At 75.3% G+C, this 19,932-nt stretch carries 15 protein-coding genes; 4 read left to right on the top strand and 11 right to left on the bottom strand.

Annotated elements, in window-relative coordinates; genetic code table 11:
• Positions 1-44 precede the first annotated feature (44 nt).
• From JOD57_RS22345 to JOD57_RS22330, 4 genes are read right to left on the bottom strand one after another with little or no spacing between them, the layout of a single operon-like run.
• Positions 45-476 carry a DUF1772 domain-containing protein gene (locus JOD57_RS22345; protein WP_204694030.1) on the bottom strand — a complete coding sequence of 144 codons (432 nt, stop codon included), beginning with the start codon at positions 474-476 and terminating at the stop codon, positions 45-47.
• On the bottom strand, positions 473-784 hold the full coding sequence (locus JOD57_RS22340) for a hypothetical protein (protein WP_204694029.1): 312 nt from the start codon (positions 782-784) through the stop codon (positions 473-475). The genes JOD57_RS22345 and JOD57_RS22340 overlap by 4 nt, the downstream gene beginning before the upstream one ends.
• Positions 781-1,539 (bottom strand): SIR2 family NAD-dependent protein deacylase, encoded by a 759-nt coding sequence (locus tag JOD57_RS22335; protein WP_204694028.1) that lies wholly within the window; start codon positions 1,537-1,539, stop codon positions 781-783. The genes JOD57_RS22340 and JOD57_RS22335 overlap by 4 nt, the downstream gene beginning before the upstream one ends.
• 55 nt (positions 1,540-1,594) lie before the next feature.
• Positions 1,595-3,541: a serine/threonine-protein kinase gene (locus tag JOD57_RS22330; RefSeq protein ID WP_204694027.1), complete on the bottom strand. Its 1,947-nt coding sequence runs from the start codon at positions 3,539-3,541 to the stop codon at positions 1,595-1,597.
• Positions 3,542-3,755: 214 nt separating this feature from the next.
• Here JOD57_RS22330 and JOD57_RS22325 point away from each other — a divergent pair, with 214 nt between their 5' ends.
• From JOD57_RS22325 to JOD57_RS22315, 3 genes are read left to right on the top strand one after another with little or no spacing between them, the layout of a single operon-like run.
• A complete protein-coding gene (locus JOD57_RS22325; RefSeq protein WP_307824862.1) occupies positions 3,756-6,620 on the top strand; it encodes an aconitate hydratase in 2,865 nt (954 codons plus the stop codon).
• On the top strand, positions 6,620-7,375 hold the full coding sequence (locus JOD57_RS22320; RefSeq protein WP_204694025.1) for an SDR family oxidoreductase: 756 nt from the start codon (positions 6,620-6,622) through the stop codon (positions 7,373-7,375). The genes JOD57_RS22325 and JOD57_RS22320 overlap by 1 nt, the downstream gene beginning before the upstream one ends.
• Positions 7,372-8,091, top strand: a complete 720-nt coding sequence (locus JOD57_RS22315; protein WP_307824861.1) for a sirohydrochlorin chelatase — start codon at positions 7,372-7,374, stop codon at positions 8,089-8,091. The genes JOD57_RS22320 and JOD57_RS22315 overlap by 4 nt, the downstream gene beginning before the upstream one ends.
• A 211-nt stretch (positions 8,092-8,302) precedes the next feature.
• Here JOD57_RS22315 and JOD57_RS22310 read toward each other — a convergent pair whose 3' ends face one another.
• The 6 genes from JOD57_RS22310 to JOD57_RS22285 all read right to left on the bottom strand — a co-directional run bounded on the left by JOD57_RS22310 (position 8,303) and on the right by JOD57_RS22285 (position 14,494).
• Positions 8,303-9,121 (bottom strand): sulfurtransferase, encoded by an 819-nt coding sequence (locus tag JOD57_RS22310; protein WP_204694024.1) that lies wholly within the window; start codon positions 9,119-9,121, stop codon positions 8,303-8,305.
• Positions 9,118-9,582, bottom strand: coding sequence for an SgcJ/EcaC family oxidoreductase (locus tag JOD57_RS22305; RefSeq protein ID WP_204694023.1), 465 nt, complete (start codon positions 9,580-9,582; stop codon positions 9,118-9,120). The genes JOD57_RS22310 and JOD57_RS22305 overlap by 4 nt, the downstream gene beginning before the upstream one ends.
• 43 nt (positions 9,583-9,625) lie before the next feature.
• Positions 9,626-11,527: an ABC transporter ATP-binding protein gene (locus tag JOD57_RS22300; RefSeq protein ID WP_239568743.1), complete on the bottom strand. Its 1,902-nt coding sequence runs from the start codon at positions 11,525-11,527 to the stop codon at positions 9,626-9,628.
• A gap of 82 nt (positions 11,528-11,609) precedes the next feature.
• Positions 11,610-12,383: an enoyl-CoA hydratase/isomerase family protein gene (locus tag JOD57_RS22295; RefSeq protein ID WP_204694022.1), complete on the bottom strand. Its 774-nt coding sequence runs from the start codon at positions 12,381-12,383 to the stop codon at positions 11,610-11,612.
• Positions 12,380-12,610, bottom strand: coding sequence for a helix-turn-helix domain-containing protein (locus JOD57_RS22290; protein WP_204694021.1), 231 nt, complete (start codon positions 12,608-12,610; stop codon positions 12,380-12,382). The genes JOD57_RS22295 and JOD57_RS22290 overlap by 4 nt, the downstream gene beginning before the upstream one ends.
• A 282-nt stretch (positions 12,611-12,892) precedes the next feature.
• Positions 12,893-14,494, bottom strand: a complete 1,602-nt coding sequence (locus tag JOD57_RS22285) for an ABC-F family ATP-binding cassette domain-containing protein (RefSeq protein WP_204694020.1) — start codon at positions 14,492-14,494, stop codon at positions 12,893-12,895.
• Positions 14,495-14,620: 126 nt separating this feature from the next.
• Between JOD57_RS22285 and JOD57_RS22280 the strand changes: the two genes are divergently transcribed.
• Positions 14,621-16,729, top strand: a complete 2,109-nt coding sequence (locus JOD57_RS22280) for an SCO7613 C-terminal domain-containing membrane protein (protein WP_204694019.1) — start codon at positions 14,621-14,623, stop codon at positions 16,727-16,729.
• A 41-nt stretch (positions 16,730-16,770) separates the two neighbouring features.
• On the opposite strand, the gene JOD57_RS22275 is transcribed toward JOD57_RS22280, so the two are convergent.
• The gene (locus JOD57_RS22275) at positions 16,771-19,932 is read right to left on the bottom strand and encodes an efflux RND transporter permease subunit (RefSeq protein WP_204694018.1); all 3,162 of its coding nucleotides are present in this window, start codon (positions 19,930-19,932) and stop codon (positions 16,771-16,773) included.

Raw genomic sequence — 19,932 nt, 5'->3', positions numbered from 1 at the left:
CGTGGTCCCGGTCACGCTAGCCGCCGCCGGGGCCCGTGGCGTGCTCAGCCGTCCGCGGTCAGCACCAGCCACGCGGCGGCGAGCGTCCCGGCGGTGGCGGCGACCGCGCGGGCGGTGTCGGCGCGCAGCAGCCGCCGGTGCGTGCCGCCGTCCCACCCCTCCCCCAGCCGGCGGTGCAGCGGGACGGCCAGCACCGCGGTCACCCCCAGGACGACGGCGAGGCAGGCGGCGCCGGCGAGCACCGGGACCAGCGGCACCCCGGCCGGGCGCGCGGCCAGCAACCACAGCGTGGTGACCGCCTGGCCGGCGAACAGCGGCCCGACCACCCGGCTGACCCGCCGCTGGTGGGCCCGCTCGTAGGCGGGGAACGCCGCGTCGGGCACGCCGGCGAACTGCGGGTAGACCAGCACCCGCACGGTCCACTGGAAGCCGGCGTAGGCCGCAGTCAGCGCGAGGTGGACGACGAGCAGCGTCACGGCTTCGGCGGCTTGCCGCGCCAGGTGAGGCTCTGCGCGTCCAGCTCGCGCAGCAGCGGGTCGCCCTCGGCCAGCACCCGCTCGGCGAGGGCCACCGCACCGGCGAGCTGCTCGTCGGACAGCTGCGCGAAGGCCGGGGACCGCCGCCGGTCCAGGACGTCGTACCAGCACCCCGCCACGGCGTGGTCGAGCACGATCCGGCCGAAGCAGTGGTCGTGGGTCACCACCCAGCGCCCGGCCCGCGCCCGGCGCGGCAGCTCGTCGAGCACCAGCGCGCGGTAGCGGGCCTCCAGCTCCCGGCGGTTCACGCCCGGGCCACCAGCCGCGGCAGCGCCGTCGAGATGGGCTCCCGGACGACGAGGTCGGCCAGCCCGTCGTAGGGCGTCGGCTCGGCGTTGACGACGACCACCCGCGCGCCGGACGCCGCGGCGACCTCGACCAGCCCGGCGACCGGGTACACCACGAGCGAGGTGCCCACGGTGAGGAACACGTCGCAGTCGGCGGCGGCCGCCGCGGCGGCGTCGAGCACGGCGCCGTCGAGGGCCTGGCCGAAGCTGACCGTCGCCGACTTGAGGATGCCGCCGCAGACGAGGCAGGCCGGGTCGGGGTCGCCGGCGTCGATCCGCTCCATCGCGCTGTCCATCGACGTCCGGTCACCGCAGGAGAGGCACTGCACCGCGTGCACCGTGCCGTGCAGCTCGAGCACCCGCTCCGGCGCGGAGCCGGCGGCCTGGTGCAGCCCGTCGACGTTCTGGGTCAGCAGCGCGCGCAGCCGGCCCTGCCGCTCGAGGTCGACCAGCGCGCGATGCCCGGCGTTGGGGGTGACGTCGCCGGCCCGCAGGTCGGCGCGCATGCGCCAGGCCTTGCGGCGGATCCCCGGGTCGGTCACGTAGTAGGACAGCGTGACGAGCTTCTCGGCGTCCGGGTCGCGGGTCCACACGCCGTTCGGTCCGCGGTAGTCGGGGATGCCGCTGTCGGTGGAGATCCCCGCGCCGGTCAGCACCGTGACCCGCCCGGCACCGGAGAGCCAGCCGGGCAGCGGGTCGGGGACGTCGCCGGTCACGCCGTCCACCGTAGGGAGCCCTCGTCGGCCGTGCCGGTCGGTGCAGGCGGGGGGATCAGCGCACCAGCGGGGTCAGGACCGGGACCGCCTGGTCGCGGAACGCCGGGGTGACCCGGCTCTGGTCCCGGAGGAGCGCCAGCAGCGCGGCCGCCTCGTTGCCCTGGTCGAAGACGGGCAGCTCGGCGATGGCCCGCAGGGACGCCAGGACCTCCTCGGCGGCGGGCCCGACCCGGCCGGGGTCGCGCTCGACGTCGGCGAGGAGGACGCGCAGGGCCTGGTCGGCGGCGGGGTCGGCCAGCCCGCTCAGCGTGGGCAGCGCCGCGGCGGCGAAGGCCTCGCTGACCTCCCCCGTCGCGCTCGCCTCGGTCACGCGGCCGACCAGGGCCGCGGCCCGGTCCGCGATCTCGCCGCCGGGAACCTGGTGGTCCAGGGCCACGAGCTCCTCCAGCAGCCCGGGTCCGGCCGGCCCGATCGCCGGCGGGTCGTGGGCCACCGTCTCCACGAGGTCCACCAGGCGCCCGGGCCGCGCGACCTCGCCGAGCACCTGCCGGACCCGCTCCCCCACCGCCGGGGTCAGCGTGCCCGCCGAGACGGCGTCGGCGACCGTGCCGGAGGCCACCAGCGCGGCCGACCGGCGCGCCGGGCCCTGCCTGCGCGCCACCTCCTCCAAGCCCGCCAGGACTTCCCCGCCGGCGGCCCCGACCGACGCGGGGTCCCCGTCCGTGGCGGCCCGCAGGGCGGTGACCGTGGCCCGCAACCGTTCGTCCGGCGTCTCGGCGTCGGAGGGCAGGGGCGGCAGGCCGGCGGCCGACGCGGTCGCACCGTCGGAGGACCGCGCGGCGCCGTCCGGCGTCCCGCCCTCGCCGCGGCCCAGGACGACAACGAGCACGATCCCCAGCAGGGTGGCCACCAGCAGGCCGGCGGCCAGCAGCCGCCGGGCGCGGCGGCGGGGCGAGCGCCGGGGGCCGACGACGACCCGGGGCCGGTCGGGGATGGTACCGGGGACGGGCATCGCGCCGGTGCCGGAGGGACGACCGTCCCCCTCGACGTGCAGCGCGGCGGTGCGGGCCGGGGCGTCCGGGGCGACCGCTCCCGGGGGCACGGTCGCGGGCGGGACCCCTCCCCGCAGCGGCGTCCGCGCGACCCGGGCCAGGGCCCGCGCCGCCTCGTCGGCGGTGGTCCGCGCCGCGGGATCGCGCTGCAGCAGCCCCTCCAGCACCGGGGCGAGCAGGCCGGCGCGCAGGTAGGGAGCGTGGTCGCCGACCATGACGAGGGCCAGCGTGGTCATCGGGTCGCGGCCCTCGTAGGGCGGCCGGCCCTCCACGGCGGTGAACAGCGTCGCGCCGAGCGCCCAGAGGTCGGAGGCAGGCCCCGGCTCGTCACCACGCGCCCGTTCCGGTGCCATGTACCCCGGCGAGCCGACCAGCAGCCCCGTCGAGGTCAGGCTCGGGTCGCCCGGCACGGAGGCGATCCCGAAGTCGGCGAGCAGGACGTGGCCGACGGGGTCGGACGGGTCCTGCGAGGACACCAGGACGTTGGAGGGCTTGACGTCCCGGTGGACGACACCCCGCGCGTGCACGGCCCGGAGCGCGCCGAGGACGGCCAGCCCGACCCGTGCGGCAGCCTGCGGCGACAGCGGGCCGTCCTGCTCGACGACCTCGGTCAGCGTCCGGGCCGGGACGTACTGCATGACCAGGAAGGTGGCTGCGCCCTCCTCGACGACGTCGTGGACGGTGACGATGTCGGGGTGGTCGAGCCCCGCCGCGGCCCGCCCCTCCCGCCGCATGCGCTCCTGCATCACCTCGCGGTCGGCGGCGGAGGCACCCACGGGGAACGTGAGCTCCTTGACCGCGACGACCCGCCCGAGCAGCAGGTCCTCCGCCCGCCAGACCGTGCTCATCCCGCCGGCGCCGAGGCGCTCGCCGAGGCGGTAGCGGCCCACGACGACCTTCCGGTCCCCGTCGGCGCCGTCCGGGACCTGGAGCCGGGGGCTCGTGGACACCGCGCGGTGCTACCCCGCCCGGAGCGGCCCAACCGCGGGCCATCCGGTGGTGCGCCACCGTCCGCCCCCGCCCTGGACCGGGGTCCCGGCCGCGGGTGAGACCGAGGTCACGGGGGCAGGGAAGGGTCGCCTTCCCAGCGGGCCGCGGGCGTGGCCTGGGATGATGGGGGGTGGCATTCAAGCCCGATGGACACTCGAGGGTGAGGCGCAAGCAGTGGCAGCCAGCAAGGACAGCTTCGGGGCCCGGTCGACGCTGAGCGTCGACGGCACCGACTACGACATCTACCGGCTCGACGCGGTCGAGGGCTCCGGCAAGCTCCCCTTCAGCCTGAAGGTCCTGCTCGAGAACCTGCTGCGCACCGAGGACGGCGCGGACATCACCGCCGACCACATCCGGGCGATCGCGAACTGGGACCCGTCGGCCGAGCCCGACCAGGAGATCCAGTTCACCCCGGCCCGCGTGGTCATGCAGGACTTCACCGGCGTCCCGTGCATCGTCGACCTGGCCACCATGCGCGAGGCCATGGCCGACCTCGGCGGCGACCCGAACAAGATCAACCCGCTGGCGCCGGCCGAGCTGGTCATCGACCACTCGGTGATCGCCGACGTCTTCGGCACCCCGGAGAGCTTCGAGCGCAACGTCGAGATCGAGTACGAGCGCAACGGCGAGCGCTACCAGTTCCTGCGCTGGGGTCAGGGCGCCTTCGACGACTTCAAGGTCGTCCCGCCCGGCACCGGCATCGTCCACCAGGTCAACATCGAGCACCTGGCGCGCGTGGTCTTCCCGCGCCCGGAGGGCGACCGCGTGGTGGCCTACCCCGACACCTGCGTGGGCACCGACAGCCACACCACGATGGTCAACGGGCTGGGCGTGCTGGGCTGGGGCGTCGGCGGCATCGAGGCCGAGGCCGCCATGCTCGGCCAGCCGGTGTCGATGCTCATCCCGCGCGTCGTCGGCTTCAAGCTGACCGGCGAGCTGCCCGACGGGGCCACCGCCACCGACCTGGTCCTCACGATCACCGAGATGCTGCGCCAGCACGGCGTCGTCGGGAAGTTCGTCGAGTTCTACGGTCAGGGCGTCTCCGCGGTGCCGCTGGCCAACCGCGCCACGATCGGCAACATGAGCCCGGAGTTCGGCTCGACCGCGGCGATGTTCCCCATCGACGAGGAGACCATCACCTACCTGCAGCTGACCGGCCGCAGCGAGGAGCAGGTCAAGCTCGTCGAGGCCTACGCCAAGGAGCAGGGCCTCTGGCACGACCCGTCGCGCGAGCCGGCCTTCTCCGAGTACCTGGAGCTGGACCTCGCCACCGTCGTCCCCTCGATCGCCGGACCGAAGCGGCCGCAGGACCGGGTGGCGATCACCGACGCCAAGCACGCCTTCCGCGCCGCGCTGGCCGACTACGTCTCCGACGACGAGACCGGCGGCGAGGACCGCAAGCCCGGCGTCCCGGCCAACGAGCAGCCCTACGGCGTCGAGTCCTCCGTCGACGAGGCCTCGGCCGAGTCCTTCCCGGCCTCCGACCCGGCCAGCCCGGCCCCGGGCACCGGGCACGGCAACGGCAGCGCCGGCCAGCCGCACCACTACGAGAACGACGCCGTCTCCAGGCGGCCCTCGAAGCGGACCCGCGTGGTCATGGAGGACGGCACGGAGACGTTCGTCGACCACGGCTCGGTCGTGATCGCGGCGATCACCTCGTGCACCAACACCTCCAACCCGCAGGTCATGATCGGCGCCGCGCTGCTGGCCAAGAACGCCGTCGAGCGCGGCCTGACCACCAAGCCGTGGGTGAAGACGACGCTGGCCCCCGGGTCCAAGGTCGTCATGGACTACTACGAGAAGGCGGAGCTCACCCCGTACCTGGAGAAGCTCGGCTTCTACCTGGTCGGCTACGGCTGCACGACCTGCATCGGCAACTCCGGCCCGCTGCCGGAGCCGGTCAGCCAGGCGGTCAACGAGGCCGACCTCGCCGTCGTCTCGGTGCTCTCGGGCAACCGCAACTTCGAGGGCCGGATCAACCCCGACGTCAAGATGAACTACCTGGCCTCCCCGCCGCTGGTCATCGCCTACGCGCTGGCCGGGTCCATGGACGTCGACCTGAACAACGACCCCCTGGGCCAGGACGAGGACGGCAACGACGTCTTCCTGCACGACATCTGGCCGTCCCCGCAGGAGGTCCAGCGGGTCATCGACCACGCCGTCTCCGCGGAGATGTTCAGCAAGGACTACGCCGACGTCTTCGCCGGCACCGAGCAGTGGCAGAACCTGCCCACGCCGACCGGCGACACCTTCGCGTGGGACCCGCAGAGCACCTACGTGCGGCGTCCCCCGTACTTCGAGGGCATGCCGGCCGAGCCGTCCCCGGTGCAGGACATCTCCGGCGCCCGGACGCTGGCGGTGCTCGGGGACTCGGTGACCACCGACCACATCTCCCCCGCCGGGTCGATCAAGGCCGACAGCCCGGCCGGGAAGTACCTGTCCGAGCACGGCGTGCAGCGCCGCGACTTCAACTCCTACGGCTCCCGGCGCGGGAACCACGAGGTGATGATCCGCGGCACGTTCGCCAACATCCGGCTGCGCAACCAGCTGGTGCCCGGCACCGAGGGCGGCGTCACCAAGAACCACCTGACCGGCGAGACGACCACGATCTACGACGCGTCGGTCGCCTACCAGGAGCAGGGCATCCCGCTGGTCGTGCTGGCCGGCAAGGAGTACGGCTCGGGCTCCTCGCGGGACTGGGCGGCCAAGGGGACGGCGCTGCTGGGCGTCAGGGCGGTCATCGCCGAGAGCTACGAGCGGATCCACCGCTCCAACCTCATCGGCATGGGCGTGCTGCCGCTGCAGTACCCGGAGGGGCAGAACCGCGAGTCTCTCGGCCTGACCGGCGACGAGGAGTTCACGATCACCGGGATCACCGCGCTCGACGACGGCGAGACGCCGCGCACGGTGAAGGTCAGGGCCGGGGACGTCGAGTTCGACGCCCGCGTCCGCATCGACACCCCCGGTGAGGCGAACTACTACCGCAACGGCGGGATCATGCAGTACGTCCTGCGCTCGCTGCGGGGCTCGGCCGCCTGATGGACCTGGGCCTGGGCGGTCGCGGGTACCTGCTCACCGGCGCGAGCCGGGGGCTGGGCCTGGCGACCGCCCGGGCCCTGGTCGCCGACGGGGCGCGCGTCCTCGTCAGCTCCCGCGCGGCCGACTCGGTCGACCGCGCCGTCGCCGAGCTGGGGGACGGCGCCTCGGGGGTGGCGGCGGACCTCGCCGACCCCGGCGCCGCCGACACCCTCGTCACGACGGCGCTCGAGCGCCTCGGCCGGGTCGACGGCGTGCTGGTCTCCGTCGGCGGTCCCGCGCCCGGTTCGGTGCTCGGGACGCCGGAGGAGGCCTGGCGGGCCGGGATCGACAGCGTGCTGCTCGGCCCGCTGCGGCTGGTCCGCGCGCTCGTGCCGCACCTCGGCGAGGGCGCGGCCATCGCCTTCGTCCTGTCCACCTCCGTGCGCTCGCCGCTGGAGGGCCTCGCGGTCAGCAACGGGCTGCGCCCCGGGCTGGCGATGACCGCCAAGGGGCTGTCCGACGAGCTCGCGCCGCGCGGCATCCGGGTGGTGGGGCTGCTGCCCGGCACCATCGCCACCGACCGCGTCGCCGAGATCGAGGCCGCCTCCGGGGACCCCGCCGCGGCCCGGGCGCGCGCCGAGGCCGGCATCCCGCTGGGCCGCGTCGGCGAGCCGGACGAGTTCGGCCGGGTGGCCGCCTTCCTGCTCTCCCCCGCCGCCTCCTACGTCACCGGCACGATGGTCGCCGTCGACGGCGGCCGCCTGCGGGTGCCGTGACCGCCGACCCGGTCACCACCCCGGTGCTGGTCGCCTGCGCGCACGGCACCCGCAACCCCACCGGACGCCGGCTGGTCGCCGAGCTCGCGCTGGCCGCGCGGCGGCTGCGCCCGGGCCTGGTGACGACGGCGGCCTTCGTCGACGTGCAGCCGCCCACGGTGGTCGACGTCGTGGCCGGGCTGGCCGCCGACCGCCACCCCGCCGTCGTCGTCCCGCTGCTGCTGTCGGGCGGCTACCACGTGCACGTGGACATCGCCGGAGCCGTGGCGGCGCACGCCTCGGCCGTGGCCGCGCGCCCGCTCGGACCCGACCCGCGGCTGGCCGCGGTGCTGTCCGACCGCCTGGTCGAGGCCGGCGCCGACCCGGCCGACCCGCTGACCGCCGTCGTGCTGGCCGCGGCCGGCTCCAGCGACCCGCGGTCGGTCGCCGACGTCGAGGACACCGCCGACCTGCTGCAGCGCTCGTGGGCCGGGCCGGTGACCACCGGCTACGGCTCGGCCGCGCAGCCGCCGGTGGCCGACGCCGTCGCCGCGGCCCGCCGCGGTGGCGCCGAGCGGGTGGTGGTCGCGTCCTACCTGCTCGCGCCCGGCCACTTCCACGGCAAGCTGGCCGAGGCCGGCGCCGACGTCGTCACCGCGCCCCTGCTGCCCGACGAGCGCATCGCCGCCGTCCTGCTGGACCGCTACGACGCCGCCGTCGAGCCCGACCAGCACTAGGACGGCGCTCACAGCGGAGTGCCGATTGGTCGGCGGCCGTGGCCTCCGACGCCGGCGGTGACGTGCGCTGAGGGCTCGTTCTGCAGACCGACGTGCACCGTAGGCGCACAGTGCTGCAGGTCACGCCCCCACTGTGGTCAGCCGACCGGCACCAGCGCCCGCCAGCGTGCGCGCCCGGGCCGGCACCTGGCAACCAACGCGCACACCGCTGTCAGGGGCCCGTCGCCACGGGACGGGCGGGGTCGGCCGACCACTGCGACCACGACCCCGGCCACAGCGCCGCCTCGATCCCGGCCTCCGCGAGCGCGGCCACCTCGTGCGCGGCGGTGACGCCGGAACCGCAGTAGACGCCGACCGCCGTCCCCGGCCGCACGCCCAGCGCGGCGAAGCGCTCGGCCAGGTCGGCGCGGAAGGTCCCGCCGGGATCGAGGTTCTCCGCCGTCGGCGCGCTCACGGCTCCCGGCACGTGCCCCGCGCGGGGGTCGACCGGCTCGGTCTCGCCGCGGTACCGCTCCCCCGCCCGGGCGTCGAGGAGCACGCCGCCGCGCGCGGGCAGCGCCGCCGCCTCGTCGGCCGAGAGCACCGGCATGCCGCCACCGGTCAGCACCACGTCTCCGGGCTCCGGGACGACGTCGCCGGTCTCCAGCGCCCCGCCGGCCGCCGTCCACGCGGCCAGCCCGCCGTCGAGCAGCCGGACGTCGGCCAGGCCGCCCCAGCGCAGCAGCCACCACGCCCGGGCGGCGGCGAGCCCGCCGGTGGCGTCGTAGGCGACCACGGCCTCGCCTTCCCGGATGCCCCACCGCCGCGCGGCGGCCTGCAGGTCGGCCACGGACGGCAGCGGGTGCCTCCCCTCGGCCGGTGACGGCGGCGCGGCCAGCTCGGTGTCGAGGTCGACGAACACCGCGCCGGGCAGGTGACCGGCCAGGTACCGCTCGCGGCCGCGGTGATCGCCCAGTGCCCACCGGACGTCGAGCAGCACGGGCGGCTCCGGCGCCGCCAGCAGGTCCGCGGCACGGACCAGCACGCTCACCGGGCGGTGGCCAGCAGCCCGCGCAGCTCCGCCGTCAGCGCCTCGCGGGCGTCCCGGCGCCCCAGCCACGCGGCCGGGGTCGCCTGGAACAGCGAGATCTTCCAGCGACCGCCCTCGATGACGGCGACCACGGTGTGGATGGCGTGCAGCCCGGGGTCGATGTCGTCCTCGCCCGGCGGGATCATCCCGGAGTGGGCGATCAACACGGCCACGCCCTCGCCGATCGAGCGCACCGAGCGGACCAGCCCGACGTAGGTGGCCGTGGGGTGGCTGCCGAAGACCCGGCGCAGGTCCGAGGCGATCGACAGCCGGCCGTTCACGGTGGTGCCGTCGTAGCCGACCATGTCCCCGTCGTCGGCGAACCCCGACGCCACGGCCGCGCCGCTGCGCCGGTTCCAGCCGTCGAGGAAGGCGGCGTAGAGCGCGCGGATCTGGGCGTCGTGCGGGTGGGCGGACGTCACGGAGCTCCTCCTGGTGCTGCTGGGGCAGGAGGAACGCTAGTTGCTACGCCGCGCCGACCGTCCGACGCTCGCCGTCGGCGAACTGGGTCCGGTACAGGTCGGCGTAGCGCCGCCCGAGCGCCAGCAACTCCGCGTGAGTACCCGACTCCACGATGCGACCGCCGTCGACGACGAGGATCCGGTCGGCGCTGCGGATCGTGGACAGCCGGTGCGCGATCACCAGCGACGTCCGGCCGGCCAGCGCGGTGTCCAGGGCGTGCTGGACGGCCACCTCCGACTCGCTGTCGAGGTGCGCGGTGGCCTCGTCGAGGATGACGATCCCCGGCGCCTTGAGCAGCACCCGGGCGATCGCCAGCCGTTGCTTCTCCCCGCCGGAGAGCCGGTAGCCGCGGTCGCCGACCACGGTGTCCAGCCCGTCGGGCAGCGAGGCGATGAGGGCGGCGATCCGCGCGCCGGTCAGGGCCGACCACAGCTGCTCCTCGGTGGCCTCGGGCCGGGCGTAGAGCAGGTTGGCGCGGATGGTGTCGTGGAACAGGTGCGCGTCCTGGCTGACGACGCCGATCGCGTCGCGCAGCGAGGCCAGCGTGGCCTGCCGGACGTCGACCCCGCCGACCCGGACCGCGCCGCCGGTGACGTCGTAGAGCCGCGGCACCAGGTTGACGATCGTCGACTTGCCGGCGCCGGAGTGCCCGACCAGCGCCACCATGTGCCCCGGCTCGACGCGGAAGCTGACGTCGTGCAGCACCGCGGTGGGGCCGCCGTGCTCGGGCAGCGACACGTCCTCCAGCGAGGCCAGCGAGACGTCGGCGGCGGCCGGGTAGCTGAAGGAGACGTTCTCGAACTCGATCGAGCGGTCGTCGGCCGGCACCCGGACCGCGTCGGGCGCCTCGTCGATCATCGGGGGCAGGTCGAGCACCTCGAAGACCCGGTCGAAGCTGACCATCGCGCTCATGACGTCGACCCGGACGTTGGACAGCGCCGTCAGGGGTCCGTACAGCCGCGACAGGAGCAGCGCGAGGGCGACGACGTCGCCCGGCGAGAGCGACCCGGTGAACGCCAGCCAGCCGCCCAGGCCGTAGACCAGTGCGGTGGCCAGCGCGGCGACCAGGGTGAGCGCGGTGAAGAAGGTGCGGCCGTACATGGCCGACAGGACGCCGATGTCGCGGACGCGCGCGGCGCGGCCGCGGAAGGAGTCCGCCTCGACCTCGGGCCGGCCGAACAGCTTGACCAGCAGCGCGCCGGCGACGTTGAACCGCTCGGTCATCGAGGAGTTCATCGACGCGTTGAGCCCGTAGGACTCGCGGGTGATCTCCTGCAGCCGCTTGCCGATCCGCCGCGCGGGCAGCACGAACACCGGCACCAGCACGATCGACAGCAGGGTGATCTGCCACGACAGCGTGAACATCACGCCGGCGGTGAGCACCAGGCCGATCACGTTGGAGACGACGCCGGACAGCGTCGAGGTGAACGCCTGCTGCGCGCCGATGACGTCGTTGTTGAGCCGGCTGACCAGCGCACCGGTCTGGGTGCGGGTGAAGAAGGCGACCGGCATCCGCTGCACGTGCTCGAAGACCCGGGCGCGCAGGTCGTAGATGACGCCCTCGCCGATGCGGGCGGAGTACCAGCGGGTGGCCAGGGAGATGGCCGCGTCGACGACGGCGAGACCGGCGATGAACAGCGCGATGCGGACCACGCCGCCGGCGGTGCCGTCGAGACGGGCGATGCGGTTGACGATCTGCCCGGCCAGCAGCGGGGTGATGACGCCGATGACCGAGGAGCCGACCACCAGCAGCAGGAAGAACGTCAGCTCCCGCCGGTAGGGCCCCGCGATGCCGAGGATGCGGCGGACCGTCCCCTTCGGCAGCTCGCGCGAGGTGACCGACGGGTCACGGCGGAACGACCGCATCGCCGCCATGGAGGTCATCGGACCCATGGGACCGCTCATGGCACGACCTCCTCCCCCGGCAGCAGGGACGGCCGGCGGCACGGACAACAGCCGCCGGCCGTCCCCTGTTCCGGCGTCGTGCTCAGCTGCCGGCCAGCTCGGCCAGCCGCCGCGCCTGCGCCGCCCGCTCCGCGGCGTCCTGGCCGTCCGGGTCGTTGCGGACGGCGGAGCGCACCAGCGCCGCGGTCTCCCGGCTGGCACCGGCCGGCGGGGCGGTGAGCGCGGCCACCAGCCCGCGGACCGCCTCGTCGAGCCCGCCGGCCGGGACGACGGCGTTGGCCAGGCCCATCGTCAGCGCCTCGGCCGCCGCCACCGCCCGCCCGGTCAGGCAGATCTCCATCGCGCGCGAGTAGCCGACCAGCTCGGTCAGCGTGCTCGTGCCGGTGAGGTCGGGGACCAGGCCGAGGGTGGCCTCCGGCAGGCGCAGCGAGGCGTCCTCGGTGAGCACCCGCAGGTCGCAGGCCAGCGCCAACTGCGCGCCGGCCCCGATGGCGTGCCCCTGCACCGCCGCCACCGACACGATCCCCGGTGACCGCAGCCACCGGAACCCGGCCTGGTAGGTCCGGATGCGCTCCTGGGCGACCTCGGCGGGCATCCGGCCGAGCTGGCCGAGGCCCCCCGGGGTGTCGGGGTCGGTGCTGAAGAGGCTGCGGTCCAGCCCCGCGGAGAACGAGCGGCCGGCGCCCCGCACGACGACCACGCGGACGTCGTCGTCGAGGGAGGCACCGACCGCCGCGAGCGCCGTCCAGGTGGCCGGCGTCTGCGCGTTGAGCTGGTCGGGACGGTCGAGCGTGACGGTGAGGACGGCGCCGTCGCGGGCGGTGCGGACCCGGCCGTCGGCGTCGGCCGCCGTCACGCGCTCTTCTTGTTGTTCCGGTTCGCTCCGCCACGGCTGCGCAGCGTGGCACCGGACTCCGACAGGAGCCGGTGCACGAAGCCGTAGGACCGGTTGGTCGAGGTGGCCAGGGACCGGATGCTCTCCCCGCCGTCGTAGCGCTTCTTGAGCTCGTCGGCGAGGGACGTGCGGTCCCCGCCCGTGATCCGCTTGCCCTTGCCGAGGTCCGCCGTGCTCGAGTCGGCCATGACTCCCCTCCGTCGTCGCCGTCCGCGCCGGCGACGCCGGCCCGTCGGGTGCTCGTCCGCGTGGTGCCGCCGTCCCCGTGACGCCGGCCTCCCGCGTCGATGATCACCCAGAGGACCGAGGTCGGCCACGCGAACGGGGGAATCGAGGTCCGGCCCCGCGCAGGACGGCGGACCGGTCGCGGGGCCGCAGGCTCCCGGCCGGGACGCCGGGGGAGGGCTCGGCGCGGCTGGGGGACGGCACGTGGCCGCGGTGCCGTCCGCGAGGACGGCAGTGACGGAGCGCTACGCGAGCTCGACGAGGTCGGCGAGGTCCTCGCTCCAGGCGTCCTCGGTGCCGTCGGGCAGCATGATCACCTTGTCGGGGTCGAGCGCGCGCACCGCGCCCTCGTCGTGGGTGACGAGCACGATCGCGCCGGCGTAGGTGCGCAGCGCGTCGAGGACCTGCTCGCGGCTGGCCGGGTCGAGGTTGTTGGTCGGCTCGTCGAGCAGCAGCACGTTGGCGCCGGAGACGACCAGCGTGGCCATGGCCAGCCGGGTCTTCTCCCCGCCGGAGAGCGTGCCGGCCCGCTGGTCGGCGGCGTCGCCGGAGAACAGGAACGCGCCGAGGATCCGCCGCAGCTCCGTGTCGGTGCTCTGCGGCGCGGCCGCGCGCATGTTCTCCAGCAGCGACCGGTCGTGGTCGAGGGTCTCGTGCTCCTGCGCGTAGTAGCCGATCCGCAGGCCGTGCCCGGGGCGCACCTCGCCGGTGTCGGGGACCTCGGTGCCGGCCAGCATGCGCAGCAGCGTCGTCTTCCCGGCGCCGTTGAGCCCGAGGACGACCACCCGCGCGCCCCGGTCGACGGCGAGGTCGACGTCGGTGAACACCTCGAGCGAGCCGTAGCTCTTCGACAGGCCCTCGGCGGTGAGCGGCGTCCTCCCGCACGACACCGGCGTCGGGAACCGCAGCTTGGCCACCCGGTCCTGCACCCGCACGGCCTCGAGCCCGGCGGCCAGCCGCTGGGCGCGCTTGTCCATGCTCTGCGCGGCCTTGGCCTTGGTGGCCTTGGCGCGCATCTTGTCGGCCTGCGCGGACAGCGCGTCGATCTTGCGCTCGGTGTTGGCCCGCTCCTGCCGGCGACGGCGCTCGTCGGTCTCCCGCTGGGTCAGGTAGGCCTTCCAGCCGAGGTTGTAGACGTCGACGGTGGCCCGGTTGGCGTCGAGGTGCCACACCTTGTTGACGACGGCGTCGAGCAGCTCGACGTCGTGGCTGATGACGACCAGCCCGCCCTTGTGCGCGGCGAGGAACGACTTGAGCCAGGTGATCGAGTCGGCGTCGAGGTGGTTGGTGGGCTCGTCGAGCAGCAGCGTCTCGGCGTCGGAGAACAGGATGCGGGCGAGCTCGACCCGGCGCCGCTGGCCGCCGGAGAGGGTGCGCAGCGGCTGCCCCAGCACCCGGTCGGGCAGGCCGAGCGCGGTGCAGATGCGGGCGGCGTCGCTCTCGGCGGCGTACCCGCCGAGGGCGGCGAACTGGTCCTCGAGGCGGCCGTAGCGGCGGACGGCGCGGTCGCGCTCGGCGTCGTCGGCCGGCTCGGCCATGGCCACCTGCGCCTTGACCAGCTGCGCCTTGAGGACGTCGAGGCCGCGGCCGGAGAGCACGCGGTCGCTGGCGGTGGTGTCGAGGTCGCCGCTGCGCGGGTCCTGCGGCAGGTAGCCGATCTCGCCGCTCACCTCGACCCTGCCCGCATGAGGGAGGCGCTCACCGGCCAGCGTGGTGAGCATCGTCGTCTTGCCGGCGCCGTTGCGCCCGACCAGACCGATGCGGTCGCCGGCCTGCACGCGCAGGTCGACGTCGCCGAGGAGGATGCGGGCGCCGGCGCGCAGTTCCAGGCCGGTCGTCGTGATCACTGATCCCAGGGTAGGCGCTCCGGCGCCGGATCCCGAGCCGATTCCCGGTGACGTCGGCGGCACCGGCCCTCCACAGACGGGGGAGGACCCGTTCCGCGGCGCCGTCCGTGCCGCCACCATGCCGGCATGACCTGGACGGACGCTCCCTGGGGCCCGCCCTGCCCCGTCTGCGGCACACCCGCCGCACCGGCGCCCGCGCCCTGCCCGACGTGCGGGCTGCCGGCCGTCGGCCAGGCGGCGACGGTCGTCGCGCGGCTGGGCGCGACGATCGAGGAGTTCGCCCGCGAGCGGGACGCGCTGGTGGCGACGCTCCGCGCGGCCGCCCCCGGCCCGGCCGCCCCGGCCGCCGGGAGGGTGCCCGTCCCGGCCTGGCCGCCGGCCCCGCCGACGGCCCCGTCGTCGCCCACGCCTCCCCCGCCTCTCCCGCCCGTGCCGCCCCCGGCACCGCGCCGGCGGATCAGCCCGCAGCAGGTGCTGCTGGGCCTCGGCGCGCTGCTCGTGGTGGCCGCCGCCCTCGCCTTCGTGGCGGTCGCCTGGACCCGGCTCGGGGTGACCTTCCAGGCGGCGGTCATGGCCACCGTCACGGCCACCGCGATGGCCACGTCGGCCTGGACCGCCCGGCGGGGGCTGCGGGCCACCGAGGAGGCGCTCGCGGCCGCCGGTGCCGCACTGCTGGCCGTCGACCTCGGGGCGGCGCACGCCCTGGGCCTGTGGGGCGTCGACGCGGTGCCGGAGCGGCTGTGGACCGGGCTCTCCGGCGCGGCCGTCGCGCTGGTCGCGCTGGGGCTCGGGCGGCTGACCCGCAGCACCGTCACCTGGCCGGTCGTCGCGCTGCTGGCCGCCCAGCCGGTCGGGCTGCTGCTCCTGCCGGAGCCCGCGGCCGGGCAGGCGGCCGGGGCGGCGGTGGCCCTCGGGACGGCGCTGGCCGACGTCCTCGTGGTGCTGGCCCTGCGCCCGTCGCTGCACCGGCTTGCCCTCGCCCTGGCCGGCCTGTGGACGGCGGCCGGTGTGCTGCGTGGCATCGGGGTGGCCTGGGAGCTCGGGTCGCTGCAGTCGTGGACCGCCACCGGCGTCCTGGTCACCGCCGGCGCCGTGGCCGTCCCCCTCCTGCGCGAGCTGCGGCTGGTCCCCGACCTGCGCCCGGTCGCCGCCGGCGCCGCGGGGCTCCCGGCCCTGGCGCTGAGCGGGTCGCTCGCCGGCACGGGGACGGGGGTGGCCGGGTCCGTGGCCGGGGCCGGGCTCGGGCTGGTGCTGCTCGCGGCCGCGGCGCCGGTGCGCTCGGCGCCCGCCGTGCTCGCCGGCCTGCTGGGCGCGAGCCTCACGCTGGCCGGGGCCGGCGCCGCGGTGCTCGCCACCGCCGGCCGCACCGACCTGCTGGCGCTGCTGGCCCTCGCCGCTGCCGTGCCGGCGGCGCTGGCCGCCCTGCTGCGTCCGGAGGTGCGTCCCGCGGCGACGGGCACGGCCCTGGCACTCCCGGTTCCGGCGGTGCTGCTGGCCGTCGACGCCGGGCTGCTCGGCCCGGAGGTCGCGGGGCTGCTCCTCGCGCTGCTCGCCGCGGTGGCCTTCGGCATGGCCGCCCTCCGGGCGCGGTGGCCCGAGGAGGTGGCCGCGGCCGCGGTCGGCGCAGGCAGCGGCCTGCTGGCGGGCGTGGTCGCCGGCACCGCCGGGGCCTGGGGGCAGGTGGGGGTCGACCTCGCCGTCGCGGGCGCGGCCGCCGGCGTCTACGCCGTCGTCGCGCGGCGGCGGCCCGTGGCGGTGCTCGCCGTCGCCGACCTCGTGGTCGCCGGCTGGATCGCCGCGGCCGGGGCCGACGTCCGGACGCCGGAGGTCTACTCGCTGCCCGCCGCCGCCGGCCTGCTGCTCCTCGCGCTGCCGGCACTGCGGGCACGCGCCGGCTCCTGGGCGGCGGAGGGCGGGGCGGTGGCGGTCGCGCTGGTGCCCTCGGCGATGGTGGTCGTCACCGACCCGACGTCGCTGCGCCTGGTCCTGGTGGTCGCCGCGGCGGCCGTCCTGACCGTCGGCGGCACGCTCACCCACCGGCAGGCGCCCTTCGTGGTCGGCGCCGCGACGCTGGCCTTCGTGGTCCTGGGCCGGCTGTCGTCCTACGCGCCGCTGGTGCCGCGCTGGGTCACCCTCGCCACCGCCGGCCTGCTCCTGCTGGTCGTGGGGGCCACCTACGAGCGCCGCCGGCAGCAGGCGCGGGAGGCCGTCGCCTGGGTCGCGCAGATGCGCTGACCCCCGGTACCGCCTCCCCGCCCGCCGGTGCACGGGGCGGTTCAGCCGGCCGGGGCCGTCCCCCGCCCGAGCAGGTGCCGGTTGCGCTCGTCGGTCCGCGGACGACCGAGGCGCAGGTACAGGGCCGGCGTCACGAAGAGGTTGAGCAGCGTGGAGGTGAACAGGCCGCCCAGGATGACCACCGCGAGCGGGTGCTCGATCTCGTGCCCCGGGCGGTCGCCCAGGACCACGAGGGGCACCAGGGCCAGCCCGGTGGCCAGCGACGTCATGAGGATGGGCGACAGCCGCTCCCGCGCGGCCCGCAGCACCAGGGCGAGACCGAACGTCTCCCCCTCCTCCCGCTCCAGGTGCTGCGCGTGGTTGATCAGCAGGATGCCGTTGCGGGCCGCGATGCCGAACACCGTGAAGAACCCGACGAGGGAGCCGATGGAGAGGACCCCCCCGGTGGCGAACGCGGCCAGCACGCCCCCGATCAGGGCCATCGGCAGGGTGAGCAGGACCAGGAGGGTGGGCCGCCAGCCGCCCAGCGACGCGTGCAGCAGCAGGACGACCAGGGCGAGGGCGATCCCCGCGGTGGCGAGCAACCGCGCCTGCGCCGCCTCCTGCTCCTGGTACTCACCCAGCAGCTCGGCGTGGTACCCGCGAGGGAGGCCGCGGTCGGCCAGCGCTGCGGCCACGTCCTCCCCGACCGACCCCAGGTCGCGGCCGGACACGTCCGCCAGGATGTCCAGGTGCCGGGACCCGTCCTCCCGCTCGATGGCGTTCGGGCTGGGCTGGAGGGTCACGCCGGCCACGTCGCCCAGGCGGACCCGCTGTCCGGACGGTGTGTCGATCAGGAGGCCCTGGATGGCCGGCACGCTGCTGCGCACCTCGGGCAGCCCCACGACCACGGCGTCGTACGCCCGGCCCTCCTGCCAGTTGTCGCCGACTTCCTCCCCTGCCACCAGCGCCGCGGCCGCGCGTCGCACGTCCCCCGGCTTGAGCCCGTACCGGGCCGCCGCCGCCAGGTCCACCTGCACCTCCACCTGCGGGATGTCGCTGGAGATGTCGACGTGTGCGTTCGCGGTGCCCTCGACGCCGGTGAGGACGTCCTCGATCTCGGCCGCCTGTCCGCGGAGCACGTCGAGGTCGGGACCGAAGAGCCGGACGACGATGGGCTCGCTCCCGCCTGCGACCACCTCCTTGACGCGCTCGTCCAGGTAGGTCTTGCGGTCGCGGAACAGGCCGGGGTAGTCGGCGATCACCGCGTCGATCGCCGCGATGGTCTCGTCGTAGTCGACGGACGGGTCGATGCTGACCCAGTTCTCGCCGAAGTTCACGCCGTAGACCTCGTCACCGGCGACCGCCTGGCCGATGTGCGCACCGAAGTTGCGCACCCCGGGGATCTGTCTGAGCTCCTCGCTGGCCGCCAGGGAGATGCGGTACATCTCCGTGACCGAGGTCCCGGGCTGGGCGACCCAGTGCATGAGGAAGTCCCGCTCCTTGAAGTGCGGGAGGAGGGCCTGCCCGAGGGTGGGGGTCACGAGCAGGCCGAGCAGGACGACCGCCAGGGCGCCGGCGTAGAGGCGGCGCGGCCGGTGGATGGTGCGCTCCAGCACCCGCGTGTAGCGGTGCTGCAGTACCCGCACCAGCGGCGACTCCCGGCGCTCGACGGGAGCGTTGCGGAGCAGGATGAGCGCCAGCGCCGGGGTCACGGTCAGCGCGACCACCAGCGACGCGACGATCGCCAGCGTGTAGGACAGCGCCAACGGCCGGAAGAAGGCCCCGGTCAGCCCCTCCAGGAGGAACACGGGGATCGCCGCCGCGACGATGATGAGCGTGGCGAAGACGATCGGGCTCCGCACCTCGAGCGAGGCCCGGAGGATCACCGACGCCGTCGAGGAGGGACTGCCCGACAGCCGGTTCAGGCGCAGCCGCCGGACGATGTTCTCGACGTCGATGATCGCGTCGTCGACCACTGCCCCGAGGGCGATCACCAGCCCGGCCAACGTCATCGTGTTGATCGTCTGGTCCCGGGAGTACAGCACCAGGAGCGCGGCGACCAGGGAGAGCGGGATGGTGAGCAGGCTGATCAGCGCGACCCGCCACTCGAAGAGGAACAGCGCGAGGATCACGGCGACCAGCAGGAAGCCCAGGAGCATGGCCTCGGTGAGGTTGTCGATGGCCGTCTCGATGAACCCGGCCTGCTGGAAGATCGTGGTGTCGATCTGGACGCCGGGCAGCCCCGGCTCCAGCGCGCGGACGACCTCCTCGATGCCACGGGTCAGCTCGACCGTGTCCGCCCAGGGCAGTTTCTCCACGACCAGGAGCATCCCGGGACCGCCGTTGACGACCGCCTCGCCGATCAGGGGTTGGTGCCCTTGGACGACGGTGGCGACGTCCCCGATGCGGACCGTCCGGCCGTCGGTGGTCTGCACGGGGACCTCGGCGAGGTCGGCCGGCGTGAAGACGGTCAGCACGTTGCGCACGTCCAGCCGCTGGTTGGGCGTCTCGATCACGCCGCCCGTGCCGATGATGGAGCCGGGGTGGAACCGGAGCAGACCGGAGTCGACCGACTCCGACGTCGTCCGCATCACCTGCTCGAGCGTCACGTCCAGCTCGGCCATCGCGGCCGGGTCCACCTGGACCTGGAGCTGGTCCTTGCGCTGCCCCCACAGCATCACGTTCGCGACGCCCGGCACCGCCATGAGCCGCGCCCTGATCACGTAGTACGCCGACACCGACACCTGGATGAGCGAGTGGTCCGTCGACGTGATCCCGATCTTGACGGCACGGGCGGTCGCCGAGGCGGGCGCGAGGATCTCCGGCGGCGCGGCCCACGACGGCAGGGTCGCCGAGACCCCGGCGATCCGTTCCTGCACGAGCTGCCGGGCCTCCATCAGGTCGACGTCGGACTCGAAGACGAGCTCGATGTTGGACAGCTGGGGCACCGACTTGGACCGGAGGACGTCCAGACCCTCCACACCGTTGAGCGCCTGCTCGAGCGGGACGGTGATCAGCTCCTCGACGTCGGTCGTCGCGAGCCCCAGCGCCCCGGTCTGGACGATCACCCGGGGGGGCGCGAACTCGGGGAACACGTCCAGGCGCGACTGCGGGAGGAGGACGACGCCCAGCCCCATGAGCAGGACACCGCCGGCGGCGACCAGGTACCGGAACCTCAGGCTGGTGGCGACCGTCCAGGCCATCAGCGTCCGCCGGGCCAC

The organism is Geodermatophilus bullaregiensis (assembly GCF_016907675.1).
In the GTDB taxonomy this organism is placed as follows: domain Bacteria; phylum Actinomycetota; class Actinomycetes; order Mycobacteriales; family Geodermatophilaceae; genus Geodermatophilus; species Geodermatophilus bullaregiensis.
This window is presented reverse-complemented; position numbering and strand designations above follow the sequence as displayed.

Coding starts and splice junctions, on each gene's coding strand:
- JOD57_RS22320 (WP_204694025.1), top strand. CDS start 6,620: ATGGACCTGGGCCTGGGCGGTCGCGGGTACCTGCTCACCGGCGCGAGC.
- JOD57_RS22290 (WP_204694021.1), bottom strand. CDS start 12,610: ATGGCCGACTCGAGCACGGCGGACCTCGGCAAGGGCAAGCGGATCACG.
- JOD57_RS22300 (WP_239568743.1), bottom strand. CDS start 11,527: ATGAGCGGTCCCATGGGTCCGATGACCTCCATGGCGGCGATGCGGTCG.
- JOD57_RS22280 (WP_204694019.1), top strand. CDS start 14,621: ATGACCTGGACGGACGCTCCCTGGGGCCCGCCCTGCCCCGTCTGCGGC.